At 35.8% G+C, this 22,129-nt stretch carries 23 protein-coding genes and 2 pseudogenes; 21 read left to right on the top strand and 4 right to left on the bottom strand.

Annotated features, from left to right (window positions below; genetic code table 11):
• Positions 1-486 precede the first annotated feature (486 nt).
• The 6 genes and pseudogenes from M2373_RS21290 (at position 487) to M2373_RS21265 (ending at position 6,145) form a co-directional block, all read left to right on the top strand.
• Positions 487-1,383: an AraC family transcriptional regulator gene (locus M2373_RS21290; protein ID WP_259113334.1), complete on the top strand. Its 897-nt coding sequence runs from the start codon at positions 487-489 to the stop codon at positions 1,381-1,383.
• Positions 1,384-1,483: 100 nt separating this feature from the next.
• Positions 1,484-2,287, top strand: a complete 804-nt coding sequence (locus M2373_RS21285; protein ID WP_259113332.1) for an enoyl-CoA hydratase/isomerase family protein — start codon at positions 1,484-1,486, stop codon at positions 2,285-2,287.
• A 4-nt stretch (positions 2,288-2,291) separates the two neighbouring features.
• Positions 2,292-2,858 (top strand): NAD(P)H-dependent oxidoreductase, encoded by a 567-nt coding sequence (locus M2373_RS21280; RefSeq protein ID WP_259113331.1) that lies wholly within the window; start codon positions 2,292-2,294, stop codon positions 2,856-2,858.
• Positions 2,859-3,034: 176 nt separating this feature from the next.
• A complete protein-coding gene (locus tag M2373_RS21275; protein ID WP_259113328.1) occupies positions 3,035-3,856 on the top strand; it encodes an SDR family NAD(P)-dependent oxidoreductase in 822 nt (273 codons plus the stop codon).
• A gap of 97 nt (positions 3,857-3,953) precedes the next feature.
• Positions 3,954-5,179 (top strand): annotated as a pseudogene (locus M2373_RS21270) (MFS transporter).
• Positions 5,180-5,236: 57 nt separating this feature from the next.
• Complete coding sequence (locus tag M2373_RS21265; RefSeq protein WP_259113327.1) at positions 5,237-6,145, top strand: AraC family transcriptional regulator; 909 nt, start codon at positions 5,237-5,239, stop codon at positions 6,143-6,145.
• A gap of 12 nt (positions 6,146-6,157) precedes the next feature.
• On the opposite strand, the gene M2373_RS21260 is transcribed toward M2373_RS21265, so the two are convergent.
• Together M2373_RS21260 and M2373_RS21255 are read right to left on the bottom strand one after the other, a co-directional pair.
• Positions 6,158-7,075: an AraC family transcriptional regulator gene (locus M2373_RS21260; RefSeq protein WP_259113325.1), complete on the bottom strand. Its 918-nt coding sequence runs from the start codon at positions 7,073-7,075 to the stop codon at positions 6,158-6,160.
• Between the two features lie 210 nt (positions 7,076-7,285).
• Positions 7,286-8,089, bottom strand: coding sequence for an SDR family oxidoreductase (locus M2373_RS21255; RefSeq protein WP_259113323.1), 804 nt, complete (start codon positions 8,087-8,089; stop codon positions 7,286-7,288).
• 212 nt (positions 8,090-8,301) lie between these two features.
• Between M2373_RS21255 and M2373_RS21250 the strand changes: the two genes are divergently transcribed.
• From M2373_RS21250 to M2373_RS21230, 5 genes are all read left to right on the top strand, one after another.
• Positions 8,302-9,036 carry a hypothetical protein gene (locus M2373_RS21250; protein ID WP_259113322.1) on the top strand — a complete coding sequence of 245 codons (735 nt, stop codon included), beginning with the start codon at positions 8,302-8,304 and terminating at the stop codon, positions 9,034-9,036.
• Between the two features lie 34 nt (positions 9,037-9,070).
• Positions 9,071-9,610: a carboxymuconolactone decarboxylase family protein gene (locus M2373_RS21245; protein ID WP_259113320.1), complete on the top strand. Its 540-nt coding sequence runs from the start codon at positions 9,071-9,073 to the stop codon at positions 9,608-9,610.
• A 188-nt stretch (positions 9,611-9,798) separates the two neighbouring features.
• Positions 9,799-10,623, top strand: a complete 825-nt coding sequence (locus tag M2373_RS21240; protein WP_259113318.1) for an SDR family NAD(P)-dependent oxidoreductase — start codon at positions 9,799-9,801, stop codon at positions 10,621-10,623.
• Between the two features lie 133 nt (positions 10,624-10,756).
• Positions 10,757-11,590 (top strand): alpha/beta fold hydrolase, encoded by an 834-nt coding sequence (locus M2373_RS21235; RefSeq protein WP_259113316.1) that lies wholly within the window; start codon positions 10,757-10,759, stop codon positions 11,588-11,590.
• Between the two features lie 51 nt (positions 11,591-11,641).
• Entirely contained in the window at positions 11,642-12,532 is an 891-nt protein-coding gene (locus M2373_RS21230) for an AraC family transcriptional regulator (protein WP_259113314.1), read from the top strand.
• Between the two features lie 146 nt (positions 12,533-12,678).
• On the opposite strand, the gene M2373_RS21225 is transcribed toward M2373_RS21230, so the two are convergent.
• Positions 12,679-13,035 (bottom strand): helix-turn-helix domain-containing protein, encoded by a 357-nt coding sequence (locus M2373_RS21225; RefSeq protein WP_259113313.1) that lies wholly within the window; start codon positions 13,033-13,035, stop codon positions 12,679-12,681.
• A gap of 103 nt (positions 13,036-13,138) precedes the next feature.
• Here M2373_RS21225 and M2373_RS21220 point away from each other — a divergent pair, with 103 nt between their 5' ends.
• From M2373_RS21220 to M2373_RS21180, 9 genes and pseudogenes are all read left to right on the top strand, one after another.
• Positions 13,139-14,032 (top strand): MBL fold metallo-hydrolase, encoded by an 894-nt coding sequence (locus M2373_RS21220; protein ID WP_259113311.1) that lies wholly within the window; start codon positions 13,139-13,141, stop codon positions 14,030-14,032.
• Between the two features lie 133 nt (positions 14,033-14,165).
• Complete coding sequence (locus M2373_RS21215) at positions 14,166-15,239, top strand: major royal jelly family protein (RefSeq protein ID WP_259113310.1); 1,074 nt, start codon at positions 14,166-14,168, stop codon at positions 15,237-15,239.
• A 62-nt stretch (positions 15,240-15,301) separates the two neighbouring features.
• Positions 15,302-16,237, top strand: a complete 936-nt coding sequence (locus M2373_RS21210; protein ID WP_259113308.1) for an NADP-dependent oxidoreductase — start codon at positions 15,302-15,304, stop codon at positions 16,235-16,237.
• Between the two features lie 24 nt (positions 16,238-16,261).
• Positions 16,262-17,392, top strand: coding sequence for an L-dopachrome tautomerase-related protein (locus tag M2373_RS21205; RefSeq protein WP_259113306.1), 1,131 nt, complete (start codon positions 16,262-16,264; stop codon positions 17,390-17,392).
• Positions 17,393-17,416: 24 nt separating this feature from the next.
• Positions 17,417-17,830, top strand: coding sequence for a cupin domain-containing protein (locus tag M2373_RS21200; protein WP_259113304.1), 414 nt, complete (start codon positions 17,417-17,419; stop codon positions 17,828-17,830).
• A 41-nt stretch (positions 17,831-17,871) separates the two neighbouring features.
• Positions 17,872-18,672, top strand: a complete 801-nt coding sequence (locus tag M2373_RS21195; RefSeq protein ID WP_259113303.1) for an acetolactate decarboxylase — start codon at positions 17,872-17,874, stop codon at positions 18,670-18,672.
• A 21-nt stretch (positions 18,673-18,693) separates the two neighbouring features.
• Positions 18,694-19,689 carry a YhdH/YhfP family quinone oxidoreductase gene (locus M2373_RS21190; protein ID WP_259113301.1) on the top strand — a complete coding sequence of 332 codons (996 nt, stop codon included), beginning with the start codon at positions 18,694-18,696 and terminating at the stop codon, positions 19,687-19,689.
• A gap of 629 nt (positions 19,690-20,318) precedes the next feature.
• Positions 20,319-20,707, top strand: a pseudogene (locus tag M2373_RS21185) (winged helix-turn-helix transcriptional regulator).
• A 36-nt stretch (positions 20,708-20,743) separates the two neighbouring features.
• Positions 20,744-21,118, top strand: coding sequence for a helix-turn-helix domain-containing protein (locus tag M2373_RS21180; RefSeq protein ID WP_259113299.1), 375 nt, complete (start codon positions 20,744-20,746; stop codon positions 21,116-21,118).
• A 148-nt stretch (positions 21,119-21,266) separates the two neighbouring features.
• Here M2373_RS21180 and M2373_RS21175 read toward each other — a convergent pair whose 3' ends face one another.
• Positions 21,267-21,623 carry a helix-turn-helix domain-containing protein gene (locus M2373_RS21175; protein ID WP_259113298.1) on the bottom strand — a complete coding sequence of 119 codons (357 nt, stop codon included), beginning with the start codon at positions 21,621-21,623 and terminating at the stop codon, positions 21,267-21,269.
• Between the two features lie 79 nt (positions 21,624-21,702).
• Here M2373_RS21175 and M2373_RS21170 point away from each other — a divergent pair, with 79 nt between their 5' ends.
• Positions 21,703-22,062, top strand: a complete 360-nt coding sequence (locus M2373_RS21170) for a hypothetical protein (protein WP_259113296.1) — start codon at positions 21,703-21,705, stop codon at positions 22,060-22,062.
• The last annotated feature ends 67 nt before the right edge of the window (positions 22,063-22,129 follow it).

The raw sequence follows: 22,129 nt of genomic DNA, 5'->3' as shown, positions 1-22,129 counted from the left end.
AGAGTTTTCAAAGCTCTCTTTTTTTTATATCCAAATGGCTAATATGCACAGAAAGCCAAAATGCATATCTACAATTTCGTATTGTCTAAAAGAATGCTAGCTCATTGGTAATTTCACATCATCAAAAGAAGTATATTAGATCTACAAAAATGGATATCAGTAATTCTAGTTTTAGTATCTATGTAAATATTTGGTTCCCCGCTGCCTACTTTTTTCAGTTTGTCTTGGGACCAAGACGAGCGTATCTTCAAACACTTTTATCGATGATTTGGTTCGATTAAGTCAAATTAAAAATCAATTACAAGCCTCATTTTTATCAGAAAAATTATTTTAGCTTATTTTAATGCAATTTAATTTTAAAAACTGTCAGCAATCAGCATTGGAATAGTAGATCATTAATTGGCTGTTCCGATCCTATATCCATAAGGGAAGAAGTATCGAAATATTTTATTTAAGTTTTAGAAAGAATTTTGCAAATTTGTTTTTATGAAAACCTTTAATGATCTGTCGACATACAACAAATACCTGAATCTTTCAGCACCCCTTCATCCTTTAATGGACAGCAGAGTGTGCAAGCAGGCAATTCCTAATTTTCCTAAAACAAGTAAAGAAATTCAGGTTAATCTTTTCAAGATATCATTAAAGAAGAATTTCACCGGAGATATCAAATATGGAAACAATAAATACCATACAGAAAATGGTCTAATGCTGTTCAGCGAACCTGGACAAGTGGTTTCCTGGGATAGCCTTACGTTTTGGGATGGATATGCTTTTGTCTTTCATCCTGATTTGATTAAGAAAAATCCTGTTTTCAATAGAATTCAGCAGTATAAATATTTCAGTTATGAGATTAATGATGCTCTTTTTATGACCGAAAAAGAAGCGGAAACTATTACCTGGCTTTTTACAAAGATTCATTATGAGTTGCTTGAGAATAAAAGTAATGCCAATATCGATGTGATTTTATCTTTGCTGAATGTGATTCTTACCTACTCAGAACTTTTCTATGAAAGACAGTTTAAAGAAAGGTCTTTAGACACAATTTCAGTTACTTCAAAAATAAAAATGCTTTTACAGGAGCATTACCGTGACCTTTCAATTCCAGTTCAGAGCATTCCTACTGTTTCTTCAATTGCAGAAAAACTACACCTATCTTCCAATTATTTGACTGACCTTGTGCGTATAGAAACAGGGAAAAGTACAATTACTATCATTCACGATTTTGTTGCCGAACAGGCAGAGATTTTATTACTTCAAACAGATTTGAATATCAGCGATGTTGCATTCCGATTAGGATTTAGCAATGTTCCCTATTTTTCAAGGTTTTTTAAAAAGGTTAAAGGGATTTCTCCCACAGAAGTTAGAAATCAGAGAAAAGGATAACATATTCCCCGATTTGTGTTAAAAGTCAAAAGTCTGTCCGATTAATTTTGAACAGACAATAATTTATGTCTTAAGATTTACATCAATTAAAATTATTACTATGATTTTTACAACAAATAAAATAACCGAAAGCTATTGGAAAGTAGCCATCAATCATCCTCCGGTAAACGTATTCGACCCTGAATTTTCGGTCCAATTAAGAACATTAATGGATGAATTGGAAGCCAACGAAAATTTGAAAGTAGTGGTTTTTGAAAGTTCCAACCCAGAATTTTATGTAGCTCACGCAGAATTGGTCAATATTTTTGATTTTCCTAAAGGTGAGGGAAAAACCGGACTTTCAAAATCCTGGCCAGATGTTGCAAAACGTCTCGAACAGGCTCCGTTTGTAAGCATTGCTTCTATCAGAGGAAGAGCGAGAGGTTTGGGAAGCGAGTTTATTCAGGCTTTTGATATGCGTTTTGCAAGCAAGGAAAAAGCCGTTTTTGCACAGCCTGAAATCGGAATCGGTTCTTTTCCCGGCGGTGGTGGACTGGAACGTCTCCATTTATTGACAGGAAAGGCAAGAGCTCTGGAAATTATTTTGAGTGGTGACGATTATGATGCTCAAACTGCCGCTGATTACGGTTGGATTAATCGAGCATTTCCCGATAATGAACTGGATGCATTCGTAGAAAATTTAGCCAAAAGAATTGATTCTTTTGATTTGAAAATCATCAAAAAAATAAAAGCAACGATGAACGAAAGGGTAGTTATTCCTAAAAATGAACATATTATGGAAACCCAAATCGCCTTCTTCGCATCATTAACAGAGCCTGAAGCAAGATCCAGAATTAAAAAACTGTTAGACCAAGGACTACAAACCTATGGCGATGTCGAACTAAATCTTGGAAAATATTTATAATTAAATGAAAGCATTAATCATCAACGGTCATATCAAATGGCCACAAATTGCAGAAGGAAATCTCAACAAAACGATTTTTGAAAAAAGTAAAAATGTTTTTGAAGAAAAAGGCTACGAAATTCTGGAAACATTTATCGACAATGGCTACGAAATTCCACAGGAAATTGAAAAATGGGTAAATGCCGATTTCGTACTATTTCATTTTCCGATTAACTGGTTTGGAATGCCTGCTAAAACAAAAGATTATATCGATAAAGTTTTGATGAGTAGTTATGGAAAAATCTACGCCGGCGATGGCAGAAATAATGGCGGAAATTACGGTACAGGCGGACTTCTGCAAAGCAAAGGAATGATTGTGAATACGTGGAATGCTCCCGAAGAGACTTTTGGAAACTCAGGTCAGTTGCTTGAAGATTTCTCAATGGAAGAATTTACAAAACCTTTCACGGTAACACTTCAGTTTGTGGGAGTTCAGCCATTGCCGACATTTGCGTTTTATGATGTTTTTAAAAATCCAAATATAGAACAGGAATTGGCTTCATTTGAAACACATTTGAAAAATAATATTTAAACTTAACTTAATAAGTCGAGAGAATTTTCTTCCGATTTTATTTTAAAATTTAAATCAAAAAGTCTTACCGTAATTCTGTGCTATTCTTCCGCTGATTTGAGCTACAAGATTGGCTCTGATGCGAGATAACTTTGTCCTATCAAAATTAAAAAACAAAACAATTAAAATTTTTAAAAATGGAAAAGACAATTTTTATCACAGGAGCATCAAGAGGATTCGGAAAACTTTGGACAGAAGCATTCCTTAAAAGAGGCGACAAAGTTGCAGCAACATCAAGAAATATTGAAGCTTATAAGGATTTGGCAGAACAATATCCCGAAACTTTTCTTCCTATTTCTTTAGATATTACCAACAGAGAAGCGGTTTTTGAAGCTGTAAATAAAGCTAAAAGTCACTTCGGAAGTCTGGACGTTGTCATTAATAACGCTGGTTACGGCGTTTTCGGAGCGGTTGAAGAAGTGAGAGAAAAAGTAACGAAAGATGTTTTTGAAGCCAATGTTTTCGGGACACTTTGGGTTACACAGGCAGCTTTGCCGATTTTCAGAGCACAGGGAAGTGGTCACGTGATTCAGCTATCAAGCGTGTTGGGCGTTTGGAGTTTGCCGACTTTAGGAATTTATAATGCGACAAAATTTGCAGTAGAAGGTTTCAGTGAAGCTTTGGCAACAGAAGTAAAACCGTTTGGAATTAATGTAACGATGATTGAGCCCAACGGATATACAACCGATTTTGGCGGAAGTTCAGCGGTTCACGGCGATGCTATTTCTGCTTATGATGCTTTGAAATCAAGCTTGGGAGAAGCTGAAGGTCTGTTGCCCGAAGATTATGGAAAACCAGAAGCAACGGTTCCTGCGATTTTAAAATTAATTGACAGTGAGAATCCGCCATTACGTCTATTCCTGGGAAAAGTGGGATTAAGAAAAACAGAAAGAGTGTACGCAGAAAAGCTTCAGGTCTGGAACGACTGGAAAGAGGTTTCCGAAGCGGCTCACGGATAATTTAAAAACGTGAAAAATTAAGTAAATCCGACTCAAGATTGGATTTACTTTTTTGTTTTAATATTTAAGGGTTTTCCTCATAAAATCAATTATTACGATGAAATTTCAAAATACAAAATATTTATACATCAGTACATTACTGGCGTTTATTCTCATTCCGTTGGGTGGGTTGACGACGGATATTTACATCCCATCACTACCGGCAATGGCAGAAGATTTGAGGGTTCCGGTTGAAAAAGTGCAGATTTCGCTGCTTTTATTTATGGTAAGTTCAGGGTTTAGCCAACTATTTATCGGAAGTATCCTCGATAGTTTTGGGAGATACAGAATCAATATTTTTGCTTTAATTACCTTTTCTCTGGCAAGTTTTGTCATTGCTTTGGTTCCTGAAATTTATGTAATTTATTTAATGAGAATTATTCAGGGAATCACGGTTTCGCTGATTATTGTTGGTAAAAGAGCTTTTTTGTTGACCTTTACAAAGGTGAAAAACTGAAACATTACACCAGTCTTTTTTCGATTGTCTGGGCAACTGCACCTATTGTTGCGCCGTTTATAGGAGGATATTTGCAGGTACTTTTCGGATGGCAGTCCAATTTTTATCTCCTGGGAATTCTCACCGTCATCATTTTAGTTTTCGAACTTCGATTTACGGGAGAATCTCTGCAGAATTTTCAGGTATTTAAAAGAAAAGAAATTGTGGCAGTCTACAGAAAAATGCTGGGAACACCAGATTTTTATTTTGGATTAATAATTATTGGTTTAAGTTATTCGCTTCTTGTAGTTTACGGAATGGTAAGTCCGTTTATTATCGAAAAAGTATACGGATTTTCACCTGTGGTTACGGGATACAGTTCACTGGCTTCCGGAATTGCCTTAATGAGTGGCGGAATTATTTCTAAATTAATGATTAAAAAAGGACTTTTCGCAAAAATAAATGCTGCAATTATTTTACAGTTAATCATCGTTTTCGCAATGTTTGCTGTCACTTCAAAGTATGACGGATTGGTATTTTTACTGGGATTCACTTTATCGCTACATCTTTTATCGGGTTTCATTTTCAACAATGTTTATGCGTACAGTTTGCAGAGATTCACGGCAAATGCAGGTATTGCAAGCGGTTTGACGGGCGGTGGCGTGTATGTGGTAAGCTCAGTTGCAGGTTACGGATTAATCAATGTATTTGAAATTAAAGATATTCAGACATTTGCAATGGTTAATTTTATTATTGTGGTAACATTGTTTATAGTTATTTTACTGTTTAGAAAAGCAATTGTCAGCAATACAGAAATTCCCTCTCATCTTATAAAATCCAAGATATAAAAGCTCCTTTTTATTTACTAAATTTGATCATACTTAAAACTTCTAGCCCCAATAAATATGGAAAAAATCAATCACTATAAAAGTATCACAGAGCTGCACGAGAAAAGCGGTTTCGAGCCTCCGAAAAATCCTCTTTTGAGTTTGATGACCTGCAAAGAACTGATGACCTATTCTGTCGGCGAAGACCGATTTACAGGAGATTTTTATATGATTGGTTTAAAGAAGATCAAGTCTGGCTACGTTTTGTATGGAAAGACCAAATACGATCACAACAACGGTTCCGCCGTTTTTATGAAGCCCAGACAGATTATTGAGGTGCAAAATGTACAGTTTGCCGAAAAGGGTTTTGTAATGTTTTTTCACGAAGATTATCTGTCGGGACATCCGTTGAATGAGCAAATTAAAAAGTACGGTTATTTTGAATATGAAATCAATGAAGCCCTTCATATTTCGCCTTCGGAAGAAGTGATTATGTGGGAACTGTATGAAAAGATTAGAAGAGAATATGATGAAAATTCTGACGAATTCAGCAGGGAAATTATTCTTTCGCATATCGATTCTATTTTAAAATATTCTGACCGTTTTTACAAAAGACAGTTCATAGATCGCAGTTCCAACGTTTCCGGAACAATGGTTAAAAAATTCCTTACGGTTTTAGATAATTATTTTAAGGAAAATAAGCACGTGGAAGATGGTTTGCCTACCGTCAATTTTATGGCGAACGAATTAGCTGTTTCTCCTCGTTATCTCAGCGATATTCTAAAGCAGGAAACCGGAAAAACGGCATTGGAGCACGTTCATATTTATTTAATTAAAGAAGCAAAAAATCTCTTATTGAGTTCGGAAAGCAATGTTGCAGGAATTGCCTATGATTTAGGTTTCGAAAGTCCGTCTTATTTTACCCGATTATTCAAAAAAGTGGTTGGGGTTACGCCTGTTCAATATAAAAAGGAAGCGGTTAAGTAGTTTCAAATGTTTTTAATTCTGCTCAGGAAACTGTTTTCTGAAGTGTAGCGGAGAAATTCCTGCTTTCGTTTTAAAAATTTTGGTGAAGTGGGAGGGATGTTCAAAACCGAGTTCGTAAGCAATTTCGCTTACCGATTTTGTAGTTCCCAAAAGGATATTTTTCGCTTTGTCAACCAATTTCAGATGAATATGTTCTATCGTCGTTTTACCTGTGAATTTACTGAGCAAATCTGATAGATAATTGGAAGAAAGATTCAGTTTTTCTGCGAAATATTTTACTTCAGGAATGCCTTTTTCAATCAATTGTTCATCATTAAAATAATCATTAAGAAGACTTTCAAAGCGTTGGGTTACATCGTTTCCGGTTTTGTTTCGGGTAAAAAACTGTCGGTCATAAAATCGATCAGAATAATTCAGAAGCATTTCAATCTGATTTAAAATTAAACCTTGAGTGTGGCGGTCGATATTCTGCGAATATTCTTTTTTAACTCTTACAATGACCTCATTAAGCAAAATCTTTTCATCTTCCGAAATGTGAAGCGCTTCATTGCTTTCGTATTGAAAAAAACTGTATTTGTGAATTTTTTTTCCTAAATCTGAACCGTATATAAAATCGGGATGAAATGCCAGAAACCAACCTTCCTCAATCTCTGTATCTGCACTCGGACTCATCACCTGATTCGGAGCGGTAAACATCAAAGTTCCTTCCTGAAAATCATAACTTGAACGTCCGTATTTTAAACTTCCTTTAAATTTTTTGTAAACAATCGTGTACAAATCAAGGCTGTACAGATAGTCTGCGAAATTTTCGTCGGAACGGCTTACGTTTTTCAGATCAATCACCGTGATCAAAGGATGTTTAGGACTTCCATAACTGTAAAAACGATGAAGGTCTGCAACAGATTTTATGGAAATAAAAGCGTCTGACATTTTTCTGATTTTAGTTAAAATTAAAGATAATATTGATTACGCTAAATTTTTTTACCGTAAAAGTCTCAAAAGAAATGTTTAAAAAATGAATTCAAAAGTTTACAAAATGTTATGGTTAATGTACTTTATTAAACGTTTTGTTAGCTTTTTAAAGATTATTCGAAATTAAAATCTTTAGTTGCTTTTGCGGTTTAAAATATAATTTAATGATTAATTCTGCATCAGTCTCAGAAAATCTTCCTCAGAATTTTTGTTTTTCAAATCGATATAAAACTGCGCATCTTCGCCAATCACATATCTTAACTTAGAAAGTTGATTGGTTGCGGCACCAAAAATAGTTTCTGCAACTTCTTCTGCGCTCGCTTTTGGAAGATGTTCTGTACGTTTGGTGAATTTTGGGATAAATGCTGCCAATTCCGTATTGTATTCTTCAATTGTATTCTGAATCATCTCGATTCCGCTTCTGAAATTGGTGGCGATACTGCCCGGTTCTACGATTTTTACGTCAATTCCAAATGAGGAAACTTCAAAATGTAAAGCTTCGGAAAATCCTTCCACTGCAAATTTTGAGCTGTTGTATAAACTGGCAAACGGTCCCGCTGTAACGCCTCCGAACGAAGAAATATTAATAATTGTTCCTTTTTTCTGAGCTCTCATTATTGGTAAAATGGCTTTGGTAACATTCATTAAACCAAAAACATTGACTTCAAACTGTTTCTGAATCTGTTCAGGATTTGAAGATTCGAAAACGCCCATCAATCCGTAGCCTGCGCTGTTTAACAAGACATCAATCGAACCGAATGTATCTGTTCCTTTTGTTATCGCTTCCTGAATTTGTTTTGGATTGGTTACATCTAGTTTTACCAATAGAACATTTTCAAGAAGATTCAGTTCTTTTTCGTTTTCCGGCGAACGCATTGCGGCGATGACATTCCATCCGTTTTGCTGAAATAATCTGGCGGTTGCTTTTCCCAATCCCGATGACGCACCGGTGATGAATACTGTATTTTTCATAATGAATTTGTTTAAAATTTCTTAGACAAAGTTCCGATAAGCAAACACGAATCGCTTGTCGATTTTACGGAAGGTCTTATACATTTCTACGATTTCGGTTGGGTAATTCTGTGCTATTCTTCCGCTGAAATGAACTACACTTTAGCCTTGAAGCCCAGCTAACTTTGTATCAACAAAACGAAACAATTTAATAACACTTAAAAATTAAAAAAATGGAAACTTCAACTCAAACATTGGTCAATAAAGTTTTAGCCGCTCACGGAATCAACAGCGCATCCGAATTTCAGACTATAAAAATCCACACCCAAATCGGTGGTGCAGTCTGGGGAATGAAAGGACACGAAAACGCTTTGAGCGATGTACAGTTTGTCGGTTCTTTAAAAGAGCAGAAAAGCTTATGGGAAAATATTTTTAAAGAAAATTATACGTCATCTTTTGAACCCGGAAAAGTTCAGTTATTTGACGAAAACGGACAACTTATAGAATTTTTGGAAAACCCGAGAGAATCATTCAAAGGTCATACGGTAGAAACGCCTTGGACGCGAGCTCAGCTTATTTATTTCTCCAGCTATGCAACCTGGAATTACGCAACGGCTCCTTTTAATTTTCTGGTTCCGGGAGTGGAAATCAATCATCTTGGATTTTGGAATGAAAACGGTGAAATATTGGATAGGCTGGAAGTAATTTATCCCGATGGTTTCGCCACTCACAGCAAAAGACAGATATTTTATTTTAATGAGGACGGACTTTTAAAACGTCACGATTATTGGCCTGAAGTGTTGGGCGGTTCTTCTGCAACACAGATTATTGAAGACTACAAAGAATTTGAAGGCATAAAAACAGGAACAAAAAGAAATATTTATGTCCTGAATGATGAAGACAACTCTTACAACAAAGATTTTGTGTTGGTTTCCATCGATATTCTGGATGTAAAATTTGAAAAATAAATTAAAAGAAATAACATTAAAAATCATAAAAAAAATGAAAACAATTTCAGTACCTGAAAAAGAACAACTAAGTTTTGGCACACAAAGTATTTTAGAATCCGTAGAGAAAAAAATGGGGAAAATTCCCAATTTGTATGCAACCATTGGTTATTCATCATCCGCTTTAAAATCGATGTTGGAAACCGAGGCGTCTTTGGCGCACGACTCATCGTTTACGGCAAAAGAAAGAGAAGCAATTAACTTAATTGTTTCACAAGTCAACGAATGTGATTACTGTTTGGCGGCGCACACGACATTGGCGAAAATGAGAGGTTTTACAGAAGAAGATACGCTGGGAATCAGAAAAGGAGGTTTTTCAGAGGCAAAATTAGACGCTGCGATTAAGTTGGCTTACTCCATTGCAAACAATAAAGGAAATGCAGGAAACGGAGCTTTAGAAAACTTTTTCAACGTCGGATACGACGAAAAAGCTTTGATTGAATTGACGGCTTTGGTAGCATTGAGAAGCTTTACCAACTATGTATTTGCCAACATTCAGATTCCTATTGATTTTCCTTTGGCACAGGCTATTTAAGAAGTGTTTTAGTAATAAGTATTTAGTTTTAAGAGGAAGCTTTCCGGATATATTTTCGGAAGGCTTTTTTATTTTAAAATTTATTCCAAAACGTATTTCTGTGCTATTTTTCAGCTAAAATGAGCTAACAGTTCGGTTGGGTTTGATGATAACTTTGCTTCATTAAATAACACTAAAAAATTAAAACAATGAGTAAAATAGTTTTTATCACAGGAGCATCAAAAGGATTCGGAAAATTATGGACTGAAGCTCTTTTGGAAAGAGGAGACAAGGTGGCGGCAACAGCAAGAAATGTTTCTGCATTACAGGATTTGAAAGATAAATATGGAGATAGTATTCTTCCTTTGAAATTGGATGTCAACAACCGTTCAGAAGTTTTTGAAGTAACGGAACAAGTAGAAAAGCATTTCGGAAGAATTGATGTTTTGATTAACAATGCAGGTTTTGGTTTATTCGGAACGACGGAAGAAACGACGGAACAGCAGGCGAGAGAACAAATGGAAACTAACTTCTTCGGTTCACTTTGGGTAGCACAGGCCGTTTTGCCGATGATGAGAAAACAAAAAAGCGGACATATTATTCAGATTTCCAGCTTTTTGGGATTAACAACTTTACCGCTTTTAGGGCTGTACAACGCTTCAAAATTCGCAGTGGAAGGTTTAATTGAAACCATTGGCTCAGAAACAGCTCATTTGGGAATCAAAACGACATTAATTGAACCTAACGGATTTGCAACGGATTGGGCGGGAGCTTCGGCAGTTCAGACTTCTTCGGATATTGCAGATTATAATCCGGTTCGTGCGGCTTTTGCAGAAAGTGGAGAAAATCCTGATACTTGGGGAAAACCGGAAGCGACAGTAGAACCAGTTTTGAATCTTATCGACAATCAAAATCCTCCGCAAAGAGTATTGTTTGGTAAAATTGCTTATCACGTTGTGAATGAGGTTTACACAAAAAGATTAGACGAAATCCAAAACTGGAAAGAGGTGAGTATCGCCGCTCACGGTCATTAATTAAATTTTAAATCTAAATCGGCGGAAAAATAGCAATGTTTTTTTGTGCTAATGTTCCGCTGATTTGTGAAATTAATTCCAACTAAATATTCTCAACTTTGAATTATTAAATAACAAACAAAATTTTATACTTATGAAAACTACAGCTTTAAACGCAGAAACACAATTTGCAGAAATCAACAACAACAAAATTGCTTACAGACAGTTTGGAAATGGAGCTCCATTGTTCTTTGTAAACAGATTCAGAGGAATTATGGATACTTGGGACCCTTTATTTTTAGATTCTTTGGCAGAAAAGAATACCGTTATTCTTTTTGATTATCCGGGAATCGGAAGTTCAGAAGGAGAGTTGCCATTGGATGTTTTAGAAGTGGCAAAAACAGTTCCTGCACTGGCAGATTATCTGGGAATAGAAAAATTCAACGTATTAGGCTGGTCTTACGGCGGACTTGTAACGCAGGCTGTTACTTTCCAAAATCCTGACCGTGTTTTAAAAACCGTTCTCATCGGAACAAATCCTCCGGGAGAAAATGAAATTCCAATGGAACAGGTATTTTTTGACCACGCTTTAAAACCGATTAACGATTTGGAAGATGAGTATTATCTGTTCTTTGAGCCGGCTTCCGAAAAAAGCAGACAGGCAGCCCAAGAATCTCACGACAGAATCGGGCAGAGATTAGAGCGTTCGTTGATTCCTTCTACAATGGAGGTTTTCCAGAGATATATTGCGGGTTCAGGAACAATGAGAGAAGATAAACTGAACTTCAGAGATGGTTACAAAACACTAAAATCTCCCGTTTTGGTTATTTCCGGAGACCACGACATCAGCTTTGCAACAGAAAACTGGTTTCCGTTATTGAAAAATGCACCTACAATGCAGCATATTATTTTGAATGATGCGGGGCACGGTCCTCAACATCAGCATCCGGAACTTACGGCAGGATATATCAACCTTTTTTTAGGATAATAGTAAATCCTGTTTCCGGTAAATTATTTTAACTTAGATAAAATTAAACCGATGCAACATTACAAAACCCTTACCGAATTACATTTGGGTAATCATTGGGACGCTCCGGAACATCCGCTTTTCAGTATGATTGGCTGTCAGTCGGAGTGTAAATTGGGGAACAGAGAGTTTACCACAGATTGTTATGTGATAGCTTTCAAAAAAATAAAATCAGGGATTTTTATGTACGGCCGCACACCGTATGACCACGACAACGGCTGCCTATTTTTTGCGAAACCGAGACAGATTATCGAGATGAAAAATCTTGAGTTTGAAGAAAAAGGCTATATGCTGATGATTCACGAAGATTATCTGAACGGTCACGAGCTTTTCAAGGAAATTGAAAAATACAGTTTCTTTGATTATGAAGTAACAGAAGCTTTACATCTTTCTCCAAAAGAAGAGCAGATTATCTTAGAACTTCACTCAAAAATTCAGGGAGAATATTTTAATAACCCCGATGAATACAGTCGTGAGATTATCTTAAGTCATATTTCTTCGATTTTAAAATATGCACAGCGATATTATAAAAGACAGTTTATCGACAGAGCGCAGGTGACCGGAAAGACGGCTTCAAAATTCAATGAAGCGTTGAGAAAATACATCAGCGAAGGCTTGTTGGAGAAAAACGGACTTCCAAATGTTGCATTTTTAGCCGACCTGCTTTTTGTTTCACCAAGATATCTGAGTGATTTGTTAAAACAGGAAACAGGAAAAACCGCAATGGAACTGATTCACATTTTTATGATATCAGAAGCAAAAAACCTGTTGAGGTTGGGAGAAAAAGGAGTCGCTGAAATCGCTTACGAATTAGGCTATGAAAATGCGTCCTACTTCACAAGACTTTTCAAAAAACAGACGGGAATGAAACCTTTGGAATTCAGGAAGTCGCAGATGAATTAAGAGTTCGTTGGATGCTTTGAGGACTCGTCAATTCGAGTGTTTTTTCGTAACAAAGTGAAGAAAAAATGTATCGAGAATCAATCTTAATTTTGAGGATTTAAGGTCATTGAAATTAATCAAAAATAAAAGTCACAGACAAGTAAAAACTACTTTCCTGTGACTTTTTTTCTATGCTCCAATCCCCAGTCTTTCATTGCCATAATCACTTTTTCCAGAGACAAGCCGTGTTCTGTGATTTCGTATTCTACGGTTGGCGGAAACGTGTCGTGAACGGTTCTGGTAATCAGAAAATTGATTTCCAGTTCTTTTAATTCCTTAGACAAAACACGGTCTGTAATTCCGGAGATTTCTCTCGAAATTTCTTTAAATCTTTTACTACCAAAAGACAGGGAAACGATAATCGGAAGTTTCCATTTTCCTTTCAGGATTTCCAGTGCATCTAGTATCGGAAGCATAATTTCCTGACAGTCTTTTTTCTCAATATTTCCAGAAACTTTAGCCATATTATTTTATTTAATATCCTAAATAATAGCGCTATCAAAAAAGATAGTAATATATTTTGGATAGTTACTTACTCTAATTTTGTATCAACAAATTTATAAAAAAATGAATACAATCAACAGTATTAAAAATTCAGGATATTTCAAATTTCAATTAGGACAACTTCATTTGGCTGTAATTACAGATGGAGTTATAGAGATTGAAAATATTCAGCCGATGTTTGCACCTAATATTGAGAAAGAGAAGCTCAAAAATTTTTTAGATAAAAATAGGCTTCTTAAAGACAAATTAGAATTGGCAGGGAATATTCTTCTAGTAATGAATGGAGAAAGAAATATTCTTATCGATACAGGAAGCGGTGCACTGTTATCTCCTTCCACTGGAAAATTAATTGAAAACCTTAAGAATTTAGGAATTACCCCTGAGGATATCACGGATATTGTCTTTACACACGCTCATCCTGATCATATTGGAGGTGTTGTTGATAAAGACGGAAAATTGGTTTATGAGAATGCCGATTATTATATTTCAGAAACAGAATATAATTTTTGGATGTCTGATGAACCTGATTTTTCAAAAGGTACAAAGAATCAGTTTTCAGATTTTGAAATTCAGTTTGCGAGAGACCATTTCAAGCCCATCGTAACAAAACTTAATTTTTATTTAGATGAAGCTGAACTTTTGGGCTTTCTTAAATTGGAACACGCTCCGGGACACACACCCGGTCATACTGTGATTACCATCTCATCGGAAGGAGAAGAGTTGGTACATATCGCAGATACTTTTCAGCATATTATGTTGATTGAATATCCGGAATGGGGCAATCAAATTGATTCTGATTTTGAACTGGCTGTAAAAACCCGTAAAGAAGTTTTGGAAAGATTAGCTTCTACGAAACAACTTCTTTTTGGAGACCATTTGCCTTTTCCTGGTTTAGGTTTTATCGAAAGAAATGAAAACAGTTATCGTTTTGTACCGAAAGCTTTTTATACGGTTTAGAATTAGATCCTCCCATCACGGAGGATTTTTCATTTTCTGTAAATCTGTGCTATTCTTCCCCCGAAATGTATTATTTATTCAGCCGTAATGCTTCTACCTTTGACTTATCAAAATCATTGAAAATCAAACTAAAATGAAAACTAAATTCAACCTTCTTACCTTATTTCTTTTCTTCGGAATTGCGAACGCACAATTAGAAAAAGTAGCAACATCAGATATCGTTTGGAATGGCGTTACAACAAGTTCGGACGGAAGAATCTTCGTTAATTTTCCGAGAATTGAAGGAGATAAAGGAATGAGAATCGGAGAAGTTCTGAAAAACGGAAAAATAATTCCCTATCCAAATGAAGACTGGAATAATTGGCAATCGGGAGCTGATGTGAATGAGAAATTTGTAAGAACCAATTCACTGAGAATAGGACCGGACGGTTTGCTTTGGATAGTAGACACAGGAACAGCTTCGATGGGACAAAATCCATTAGTTGGCAATGCGTTAAAATTGGTTTCGATTGATATTAAAACCAATACCGTTAAACAAATAATTTCGCTTTCCGGAATTGCAAAACCTTCGACTTTTATTGATGATTTAAGGATTTGGGGAAACACGATTTATCTGACAGATGCGGGCGAACCAGCTTTAATTATTTTGGATAAAACAACAGGAAAAGGCAGAAGAGTTTTGGAAAATCAACCTTCAACTATCGATAGTTTACCGATAAAAGCAGAAGGAAAAATTATGAAAGATGAAAAAGGAAATGATGTGAGAATCCACGCAGACCAACTGGAAATTTCTCCCGATGGAAAATGGCTGTATTTCCAGCCTGCAAGCGGACCGCTTTGGAGAGTGGAAACACAATATTTAAATGATGAAAATATATCTGAAAAAGATTTGGCTTCCAAAGTCGAATTATTCTATAAAACCCCATCAACAGGAGGAACAGCCATTGATGCATATGGAAATATCTATGTAAGCGACGTCAACAAAAGTGAAATCATCAAAATCTCTCCGGATGGAAAAGAAAGTCTGGTTGTTAAAGACAAAAGATTGCTTTGGGCAGACGCTTTATGGATTGATGACGATGGATATCTATGGATTCCGACAGGTCAATTAAACCGTTTGGCGGCATTTCAGAATGGAAAAAGTAAAGTGAAATTTCCAGTGGTTATTTACAAGTTGAAAATCAATGCAAAACCACAACGAAATTAAACTCATTACAAGATTTAAATTAAAGTAATTCAAATAAATAAACATTAAAAAATATCAACATTATGAAAGCAATTGTATTAAAAGAAGCCGGAAACGTAGAAAATTTAGCATACGTAGAATTGGTAAAACCGACCATTAGCGAAGGCGAAGTTTTAGTAAAAGTAAAAGCCATCAGTATCAATCCGGTAGATGTAAAAAGCCGAGCCGGAAAAGGCGTTTATGGCAGAATAAAAACAGAAAATCCATTGATTTTGGGTTGGGATATTTCTGGAATTGTAGAAGAAACTAAAAGTTCAGATTTTAAAGTGGGCGATGAGGTTTTTGGAATGGTCAACTTTCCTGGACACGGAAAAGCGTATGCTGAATATGTCGCAGCTCCGGCCAATCAACTGGCTTTAAAACCCCAAAATATCTCTTTTGAAGACGCTGCAGCTTCCACTTTGGTTGCGCTTACGGCGTATCAGGCTTTGGTTCACAATGCGAAAATTCAGGAAGGGCAAAACGTTTTGGTTCACGCGGCTTCAGGTGGAGTGGGACATATTGCGGTGCAGATTGCCAAACATTTGGGAGCGAAAGTGACGGGAACTTCTTCTGCAAAAAACAAAGATTTTGTCCTGAGCTTAGGAGCAGATTCACATATCGATTATCACGGTTTCGACTGGAAATCAGCAGGCAGAACTTTTGATTTTGTGTTGGATACGATTGGCGGAGACAACATCGACCATTCTCTTGAAGTGACAAAAGAAGGCGGTTCCATCATCAGTATTCCTACAGGTTTGAACGAAGAGGTGACTTCAAAAGCAGAATCTAAAGGCGTCAAAGGCTATTTTATTCTTGTGCAATCCAGCGGTGATGATATGAAACAGATTGCTTCTTTATTGGAAAGCGGTGCTGTAAAACCTCACGTTTCAAAGGTTTTTCCTTTCGAACAAATGAGAGAAGCGCATCTGGAACAGGAAACTGGAAGAACAGTTGGTAAAATCGTGGTGACTTTGTAAAATCTATCATTTAAAATTATCAAAATGAACTTAAAAAATATTGTAGTACTGGCAATGGTATTCGTTTCATTAGTCGCCTGCAAAGAGTCTTCCAAACAATCCAAACAAGTGGCTAATAGCGAAGTTTCGACTGAAGAAAACACAAAGTTAGAAGAGGTTTTCTCAGACAGCACGTATCAGTTAACGGGGGTTGCCGTAGCAAAAGATAATCGGGTTTTTGTGAATTATCCTTATTGGTTGGACACCCATTCTTATTCGGTTGTTGAGGTGAAAGATGGGAAACCGATTCCTTATCCCAATGCAGAATGGAACAGTTTCAAAAAAGGCGAGGACGGACAAAACAAATTTGTGACTGTACAGTCTGTGGTTACCGATGACAAAGGGTTTCTTTGGGTCGTAGATGCGGCAGGAATCGGATTGGGAAAAGTCTACCAACACAGCAGTAAGGTGGTCAAAATCAATTTAGCCAACAATAAAATTGAGAAAATCTACAGATTTCCCAAAAATGTGGTGAGTGAAGATGTTTACATCAACGATATCCGAGTGGATAATGAAAACGGTTTTGCCTATTTAAGCAATTCAAATACAGGTGGAATCGTGGTTTTGAATATTAATACAGGAGATTCAAGATTGGTTTTAGCCAATTCTCCTTCCGTGAAATCTGATCCGAATTATTATTTTTCTCCATTGGGAACAGAGCTTAAAAAAGGTGACGGTTCTTTATTAAAAGTGAATTCAGACGGTATTGCGCTGACTCCCGATAATCAATATCTATATTACAAACCGCTTACAGATAACCGTTTGTACAGAATTAAAACCGATTTGTTGAGAGATTTTAAAACCGGTGAAGCTGTTTTAAACAAAAGTGTAGAAGATTTAGGGAAATTCATCACCACAGACGGGATGATTTTCGATAAAAAAGGAAACCTGTATTTGGGAGATTTGGAGAAGAATTCGATTGTAAAAATTACTCCGGATTTGAAAATGCAGACGATTGTAAAGGACGATGAAAAACTGATCTGGCCGGACAGTTACAGTATTTCTGATGATGGATATTTATACATTTCCAATTCCCAGATTCAGCTGATGCCTTGGTTCCACGATGGAAAGGAGCAATTTAAAAGGCCTTTTAAAGTGTTTAGAATTAAAATTTAAAATCCAATCAATTCAATTACAAAAATGAAGAATCTATTATTAATGATAACTATGCTATTTGCTATGAAAATTTCTGCCCAAAATGTCCAGACATTTACCTTGAAAGAATTACCAACAAAACCCGTGAACGAACTTCTCACAAGAGGAATGATTTCCGGTGAACAGGGAACGATCGGATATTTTACGTATAAAAAAGGAGCGGTAGTCCCGACGCATCAGCATTCCAACGAACAGTATTCTCTTATTACCAAAGGAAGCATAAAAGTGAATATTCTAGACAAGGAATATATTGTAAAAGCAGGACAGGGCATCATCATTCCACCGAATGTTCCGCACAGTTTTACAGCGTTGGAGGATGATACAATTGATATCGATTTTTTCAGTCCGGCAAGAAAAGACTGGATTGAGGGAAAGGATAATTATTTTGAGAAGAAATAGATTTTTATCAAATATTTTAGACAACATCATTCCTAATTATTATGAAAAAAACAATTTTTAATTTGTCTCTTTTGGCATTGTTCTTTTCCTTTTCGGGTAATGCGCAACAGCATCCTGGTAAAATCAAGAAAAAATCTCAGGATGATCGAATTTGGCATTATTCAATGATTGATGCAATGCGCAGAGGAATTTACGAAGGCACTCATACGGTGAAAGAATTAAAAGCGCACGGAGATTTCGGTCTGGGAACATTTAATCATCTCAACGGAGAACTTGTTGTCCTGGATGGAATTGTTTACAGGATTCCACCCTCCGGAAAAGTGGAAGTAGCAGCAGAAAATCTGAAATCTCCATTTACTTCACTCACATTTTTTAATGCAGATGATGTGAAAACCTTATCTTTTACAGGAAGTTTTGAGGAATTACAAGATAAAGTTCAGTCGTTATTAACCACTCAAAATCTGCCTTATGCAATTAAAATTGAGGGAACTTGGGCAGAGATTATTGTGGGAGGCGCAGATCCAATTTCTCCGGAAGATACGACTGAGCTTGCGACATTGATGAAAGTGAGACCACAATACAATGCAAAAAATAGGAGAGGAACGATGGTAGGCTACTTTACGCCATCTCTCTTAAGTAATGTTGATCTTTCTCCGTTTCATTTTCACTTTATTTCAGATGATAGAAAATTTGCTGGGCATCTGATGTCCGGAAATCTTGTAAACGCTGAAATTAAGATTTATCTTAATGAAAAAAACGGTTATGATATTGAATTACTTCGTGAAAACAATCGGTTCCGTCAGTTGAAGTTTCAAGGTAAAGAATCTTCTTCCGTTTACTAACTTTATACAAAAAGAATTATTATGACAAAAACATATCAGGCGTTAGAAACTGCAGAGCAGGAAGATGGTACGTACATCTCAAAAATTGTAGAAAAGCAAATTGAAGATATTCCTGATGGAAAAGTATTGATAAAAGTAGAATACAGTTCGCTTAATTATAAAGATGCATTATCTGCCAAAGGAAATAAAGGGGTAACGAGAAAATATCCCCATACTCCCGGAGTCGATGCAGCCGGAACGGTTGAAGTCTCCTCTTCGTCACTCTGGAAAAGTGGAGATAAGGTGTTGGTAACAGGCTTTGATTTGGGAATGAATACCAACGGAGGATTCGGGCAGTACATTGTTGTTCCTGAAAGTTGGATTATTAAACTACCGGAAGGTCTTGCAGCTAAAGAAGCGATGATTTATGGTACTGCTGGTTTTACCGCAGGTCTTTCCGTCGAGGCATTACTTCGCAACGGAATTACACCTGAAAAAGGGATTGTTGCGGTAAGCGGATCTACAGGTGGAGTCGGTTCGGTGGCGGTTGCTATTTTAGCGAAATTAGGATTTCAGGTAGCAGCAATCAGCTCAAAAGAAGAAGCCATTCCTTTTTTGAAATCATTGGGAGCATCGGAAATTATTCCAAGACAGGATTTTGAAGATAAAAGCGGTAAAGCATTGCTTAAACCCCGTTTTTCGGCGGCTATTGATACCGTGGGAGGCAATATTCTTGCGACATTAATTAAAAGTCTCCATTATGAAGGAGTGGTGACAACCTGCGGAATGGTGGGCGGCGGGGAACTTAATACAACCGTTTTTCCATTTATTCTTAAAGGCATTCAGTTAATTGGAATTGACAGTGTGGAAATTTCTTTGGAAAAGAGATTGCCTTTATGGGGAAATTTGGGAACACATTGGAAACCTCAACAGCTTAACAATTTAGTAAAAGAAATAAGTCTTGAAGAACTGCCCGAATATATTGATAGAATTTATAGCGGGAAAATGCAGGGGAGAGCGGTGGTAAAGATTTACTAGTTGAGTTCGTAGGTAAGTTAAAAAGATTAATCTGGGTTATATCTGGATTATTCTGGAATAGAAAGCAAAAAATGGCTCAATTTAAGTTAAATTAGAGTCATTTGGGAGTTTGTGACGTTGGTGCAAGGCTATAAACACTTTTATGGATGATTTAATTCGTGTGAGCAAAATTAAACAGCAATTAACTATAATTAATTGGGACTTTAATTTCCAATATTTTGCAATTTAATTTTAGGTATTGGGAATTCTTTGGTATAGAGCATCACGCATATTGCCAGATTGAAATCTGGGAGCGACCATGAATGTACGGTTTCAAATACAAAACTTTTATAAAAACCTAACGTTTTCTCCAAGTCTATAGCTTTGATCGATATATGATCACATCCAATAATGTTATTTTTTTAATCCATTTTAAAATTTTAATTCTAAAAGATAATTATCAGTTGATATAAGAGAAATTACTTAGAAAATTGTTAGTTCGTAATGTTTTAGAAAGAATTTTCAAAAGATGGCTTACATTTCAATGGTAAATTATATAGATTAATGGCTAAAGTTTTAGAGCTTTATCGGCAAAAACATTTGAAGTATATTTAATATTTGCAATAACTATCGAAATAGATAGTTCTAAAATGGAAATGAAAACAGAATGTATCAGTGATTACATAAAACTTAATGATAAAATATATCCTTGCACGATTAGCCTTACCATGGATCTTATAGGAGGTAAGTGGAAAGCTGTAATCCTTTATCACCTAAAAGATGAATCCAAGAGATATAGCATGCTTCGCAGGGACATATCAGCTGTAACAGAAATGACATTAAGTCTACAATTAAAACAGTTGGAAAAGGACGGTTTAGTTTCACGAAAAGTTTATGGTAAAAAACTCCTGTAAAAGTTATTTATGGCTTAACTGATTTTGGAAAGAGTATCGTGCCGGTTTTGGAATCTATAACTCATTGGGGTAATAAAACAGTCAATGAAAAAGGTGAGTTTGTCAATCCAACTGTTATAGATTGAGTTTGTAACATAAATATTATAAATAATCAAAAAGATATGCGTAAGGAAAATTCTACAAATGCTATCAATGAACAATTTCTTTTTCAGGTTTGTGAATTAAACTCCGCCATTGCAATGATTGGAGGACGCTGGAAGTCTCAAATAGTTTATTCTATCTCACAGGGCAATAACCGTTTTAATTTGTTGAAAAAAGAATTATCCAATATAACGGAACAAGTTTTAAGCAGGCAGCTTAAAGAATTGGAAATCCATGCGATACTTAAAAGAAAAGAAATCCCTAATACTGTGCCTCCAGGGATTGAATATGTTTTAACGAATAAAGGTAACGATTTGGTGCCTATTCTGAAAAGCCTGTGTGACTGGGGTAAAGTTTACGCGGACGGTAAAGAAATTTCATTTTGTCACGACTAATAATATAAATTTTCCCATTCCTAAATATGTTGCTCACACATCAATTTATTGTATTGCAATCAAAATTTAACTTGAATATTCATCTAACATCATCATGGAATAAATTGGAAAATTATAGATATAATACAACCGGAATACTATCTTTATTTTAATTCTCCCAATTTCGAGTCCAGGTATTTAATACTTCTGCTATGGATAGAAGTTCAGCCCCTTTTTTTGTGACAGAATAAACAATTTGTACTGGTATCGTGTTTTCAATAGGTCTTTTGATAATTAGATCTTTTTTAACAAGGTCATCAATTCTTGATGCCAGCATATGTTCAGATACACCAGGAACTTTTTTTAAAAGAGCTGAAAACTGGTTATGACCCAATGAGACTTCGTATAGTATTGCCATGAGCCATCTTCTTCCGAGAAAACTGAAAGTATCATTCACACTACAGCTTGCTGTTAGATTTTTTTTATTTTCTTGATTTGTAGAGCTTTCTTTTGTATAATTTTTCATAAGAAACTAATAAAAAAATGAGTTATTGTAAATGAGATGTCTCCGATATACATTTGTAACAAAGTTAAACAAATAGAAAATGGAAATAATCACACTAGCAATGCCAATAGTTACAGATAACTTTGAGGGCACAGTAGATTTTTATAAAAAAATTACAGGTAAAGAGGTCAGCGTGTCCGCTTCGCATGATGGGTACCAATTAAAAATGGTTGATCGTTTTGTTATTTTGGGAGCAGTTGATGGTCCAGAAGCTTTGGAGATACCCAGTTTGGTAGATGCAATTTTTGTGGTGGATGATCTCGATGCATACTGGAGAATTCTTGAAAAAGAGTCAAAAAAGATCATTATACCTGTCAATAGAGTCAGTACTGGTATCCGTTTCATTGTTGAACAAAATGATGGTAAAGTAGTTGAGTATCTTCAGCTTAATAAATATTAAAAATTTATCGTTATACTCTAATTTAATTTTTTTGGATATTTTAGAGATTTTTATATACTTTAATGCC

Origin of the sequence: Chryseobacterium sp. JUb7 (assembly GCF_024806495.1) — a bacterium.
Taxonomy (GTDB): domain Bacteria; phylum Bacteroidota; class Bacteroidia; order Flavobacteriales; family Weeksellaceae; genus Chryseobacterium.
The sequence above is the reverse complement of the archived record's forward strand: the minus strand, read 5'-3'. Positions and strand labels throughout refer to the sequence as shown.

Excerpts from the sequence above, each read along its gene's own strand:
- M2373_RS21290 (WP_259113334.1), top strand. The coding sequence starts at position 487 with ATGAAAACCTTTAATGATCTGTCGACATACAACAAATACCTGAATCTT.
- M2373_RS21285 (WP_259113332.1), top strand. The coding sequence starts at position 1,484 with ATGATTTTTACAACAAATAAAATAACCGAAAGCTATTGGAAAGTAGCC.
- M2373_RS21280 (WP_259113331.1), top strand. The coding sequence starts at position 2,292 with ATGAAAGCATTAATCATCAACGGTCATATCAAATGGCCACAAATTGCA.
- M2373_RS21275 (WP_259113328.1), top strand. The coding sequence starts at position 3,035 with ATGGAAAAGACAATTTTTATCACAGGAGCATCAAGAGGATTCGGAAAA.
- M2373_RS21265 (WP_259113327.1), top strand. The coding sequence starts at position 5,237 with ATGGAAAAAATCAATCACTATAAAAGTATCACAGAGCTGCACGAGAAA.
- M2373_RS21260 (WP_259113325.1), bottom strand. The coding sequence starts at position 7,075 with ATGTCAGACGCTTTTATTTCCATAAAATCTGTTGCAGACCTTCATCGT.
- M2373_RS21255 (WP_259113323.1), bottom strand. The coding sequence starts at position 8,089 with ATGAAAAATACAGTATTCATCACCGGTGCGTCATCGGGATTGGGAAAA.
- M2373_RS21250 (WP_259113322.1), top strand. The coding sequence starts at position 8,302 with ATGGAAACTTCAACTCAAACATTGGTCAATAAAGTTTTAGCCGCTCAC.
- M2373_RS21245 (WP_259113320.1), top strand. The coding sequence starts at position 9,071 with ATGAAAACAATTTCAGTACCTGAAAAAGAACAACTAAGTTTTGGCACA.
- M2373_RS21240 (WP_259113318.1), top strand. The coding sequence starts at position 9,799 with ATGAGTAAAATAGTTTTTATCACAGGAGCATCAAAAGGATTCGGAAAA.
- M2373_RS21235 (WP_259113316.1), top strand. The coding sequence starts at position 10,757 with ATGAAAACTACAGCTTTAAACGCAGAAACACAATTTGCAGAAATCAAC.
- M2373_RS21230 (WP_259113314.1), top strand. The coding sequence starts at position 11,642 with ATGCAACATTACAAAACCCTTACCGAATTACATTTGGGTAATCATTGG.
- M2373_RS21225 (WP_259113313.1), bottom strand. The coding sequence starts at position 13,035 with ATGGCTAAAGTTTCTGGAAATATTGAGAAAAAAGACTGTCAGGAAATT.
- M2373_RS21220 (WP_259113311.1), top strand. The coding sequence starts at position 13,139 with ATGAATACAATCAACAGTATTAAAAATTCAGGATATTTCAAATTTCAA.
- M2373_RS21215 (WP_259113310.1), top strand. The coding sequence starts at position 14,166 with ATGAAAACTAAATTCAACCTTCTTACCTTATTTCTTTTCTTCGGAATT.
- M2373_RS21210 (WP_259113308.1), top strand. The coding sequence starts at position 15,302 with ATGAAAGCAATTGTATTAAAAGAAGCCGGAAACGTAGAAAATTTAGCA.
- M2373_RS21205 (WP_259113306.1), top strand. The coding sequence starts at position 16,262 with ATGAACTTAAAAAATATTGTAGTACTGGCAATGGTATTCGTTTCATTA.
- M2373_RS21200 (WP_259113304.1), top strand. The coding sequence starts at position 17,417 with ATGAAGAATCTATTATTAATGATAACTATGCTATTTGCTATGAAAATT.
- M2373_RS21195 (WP_259113303.1), top strand. The coding sequence starts at position 17,872 with ATGAAAAAAACAATTTTTAATTTGTCTCTTTTGGCATTGTTCTTTTCC.
- M2373_RS21190 (WP_259113301.1), top strand. The coding sequence starts at position 18,694 with ATGACAAAAACATATCAGGCGTTAGAAACTGCAGAGCAGGAAGATGGT.
- M2373_RS21180 (WP_259113299.1), top strand. The coding sequence starts at position 20,744 with ATGCGTAAGGAAAATTCTACAAATGCTATCAATGAACAATTTCTTTTT.
- M2373_RS21175 (WP_259113298.1), bottom strand. The coding sequence starts at position 21,623 with ATGAAAAATTATACAAAAGAAAGCTCTACAAATCAAGAAAATAAAAAA.
- M2373_RS21170 (WP_259113296.1), top strand. The coding sequence starts at position 21,703 with ATGGAAATAATCACACTAGCAATGCCAATAGTTACAGATAACTTTGAG.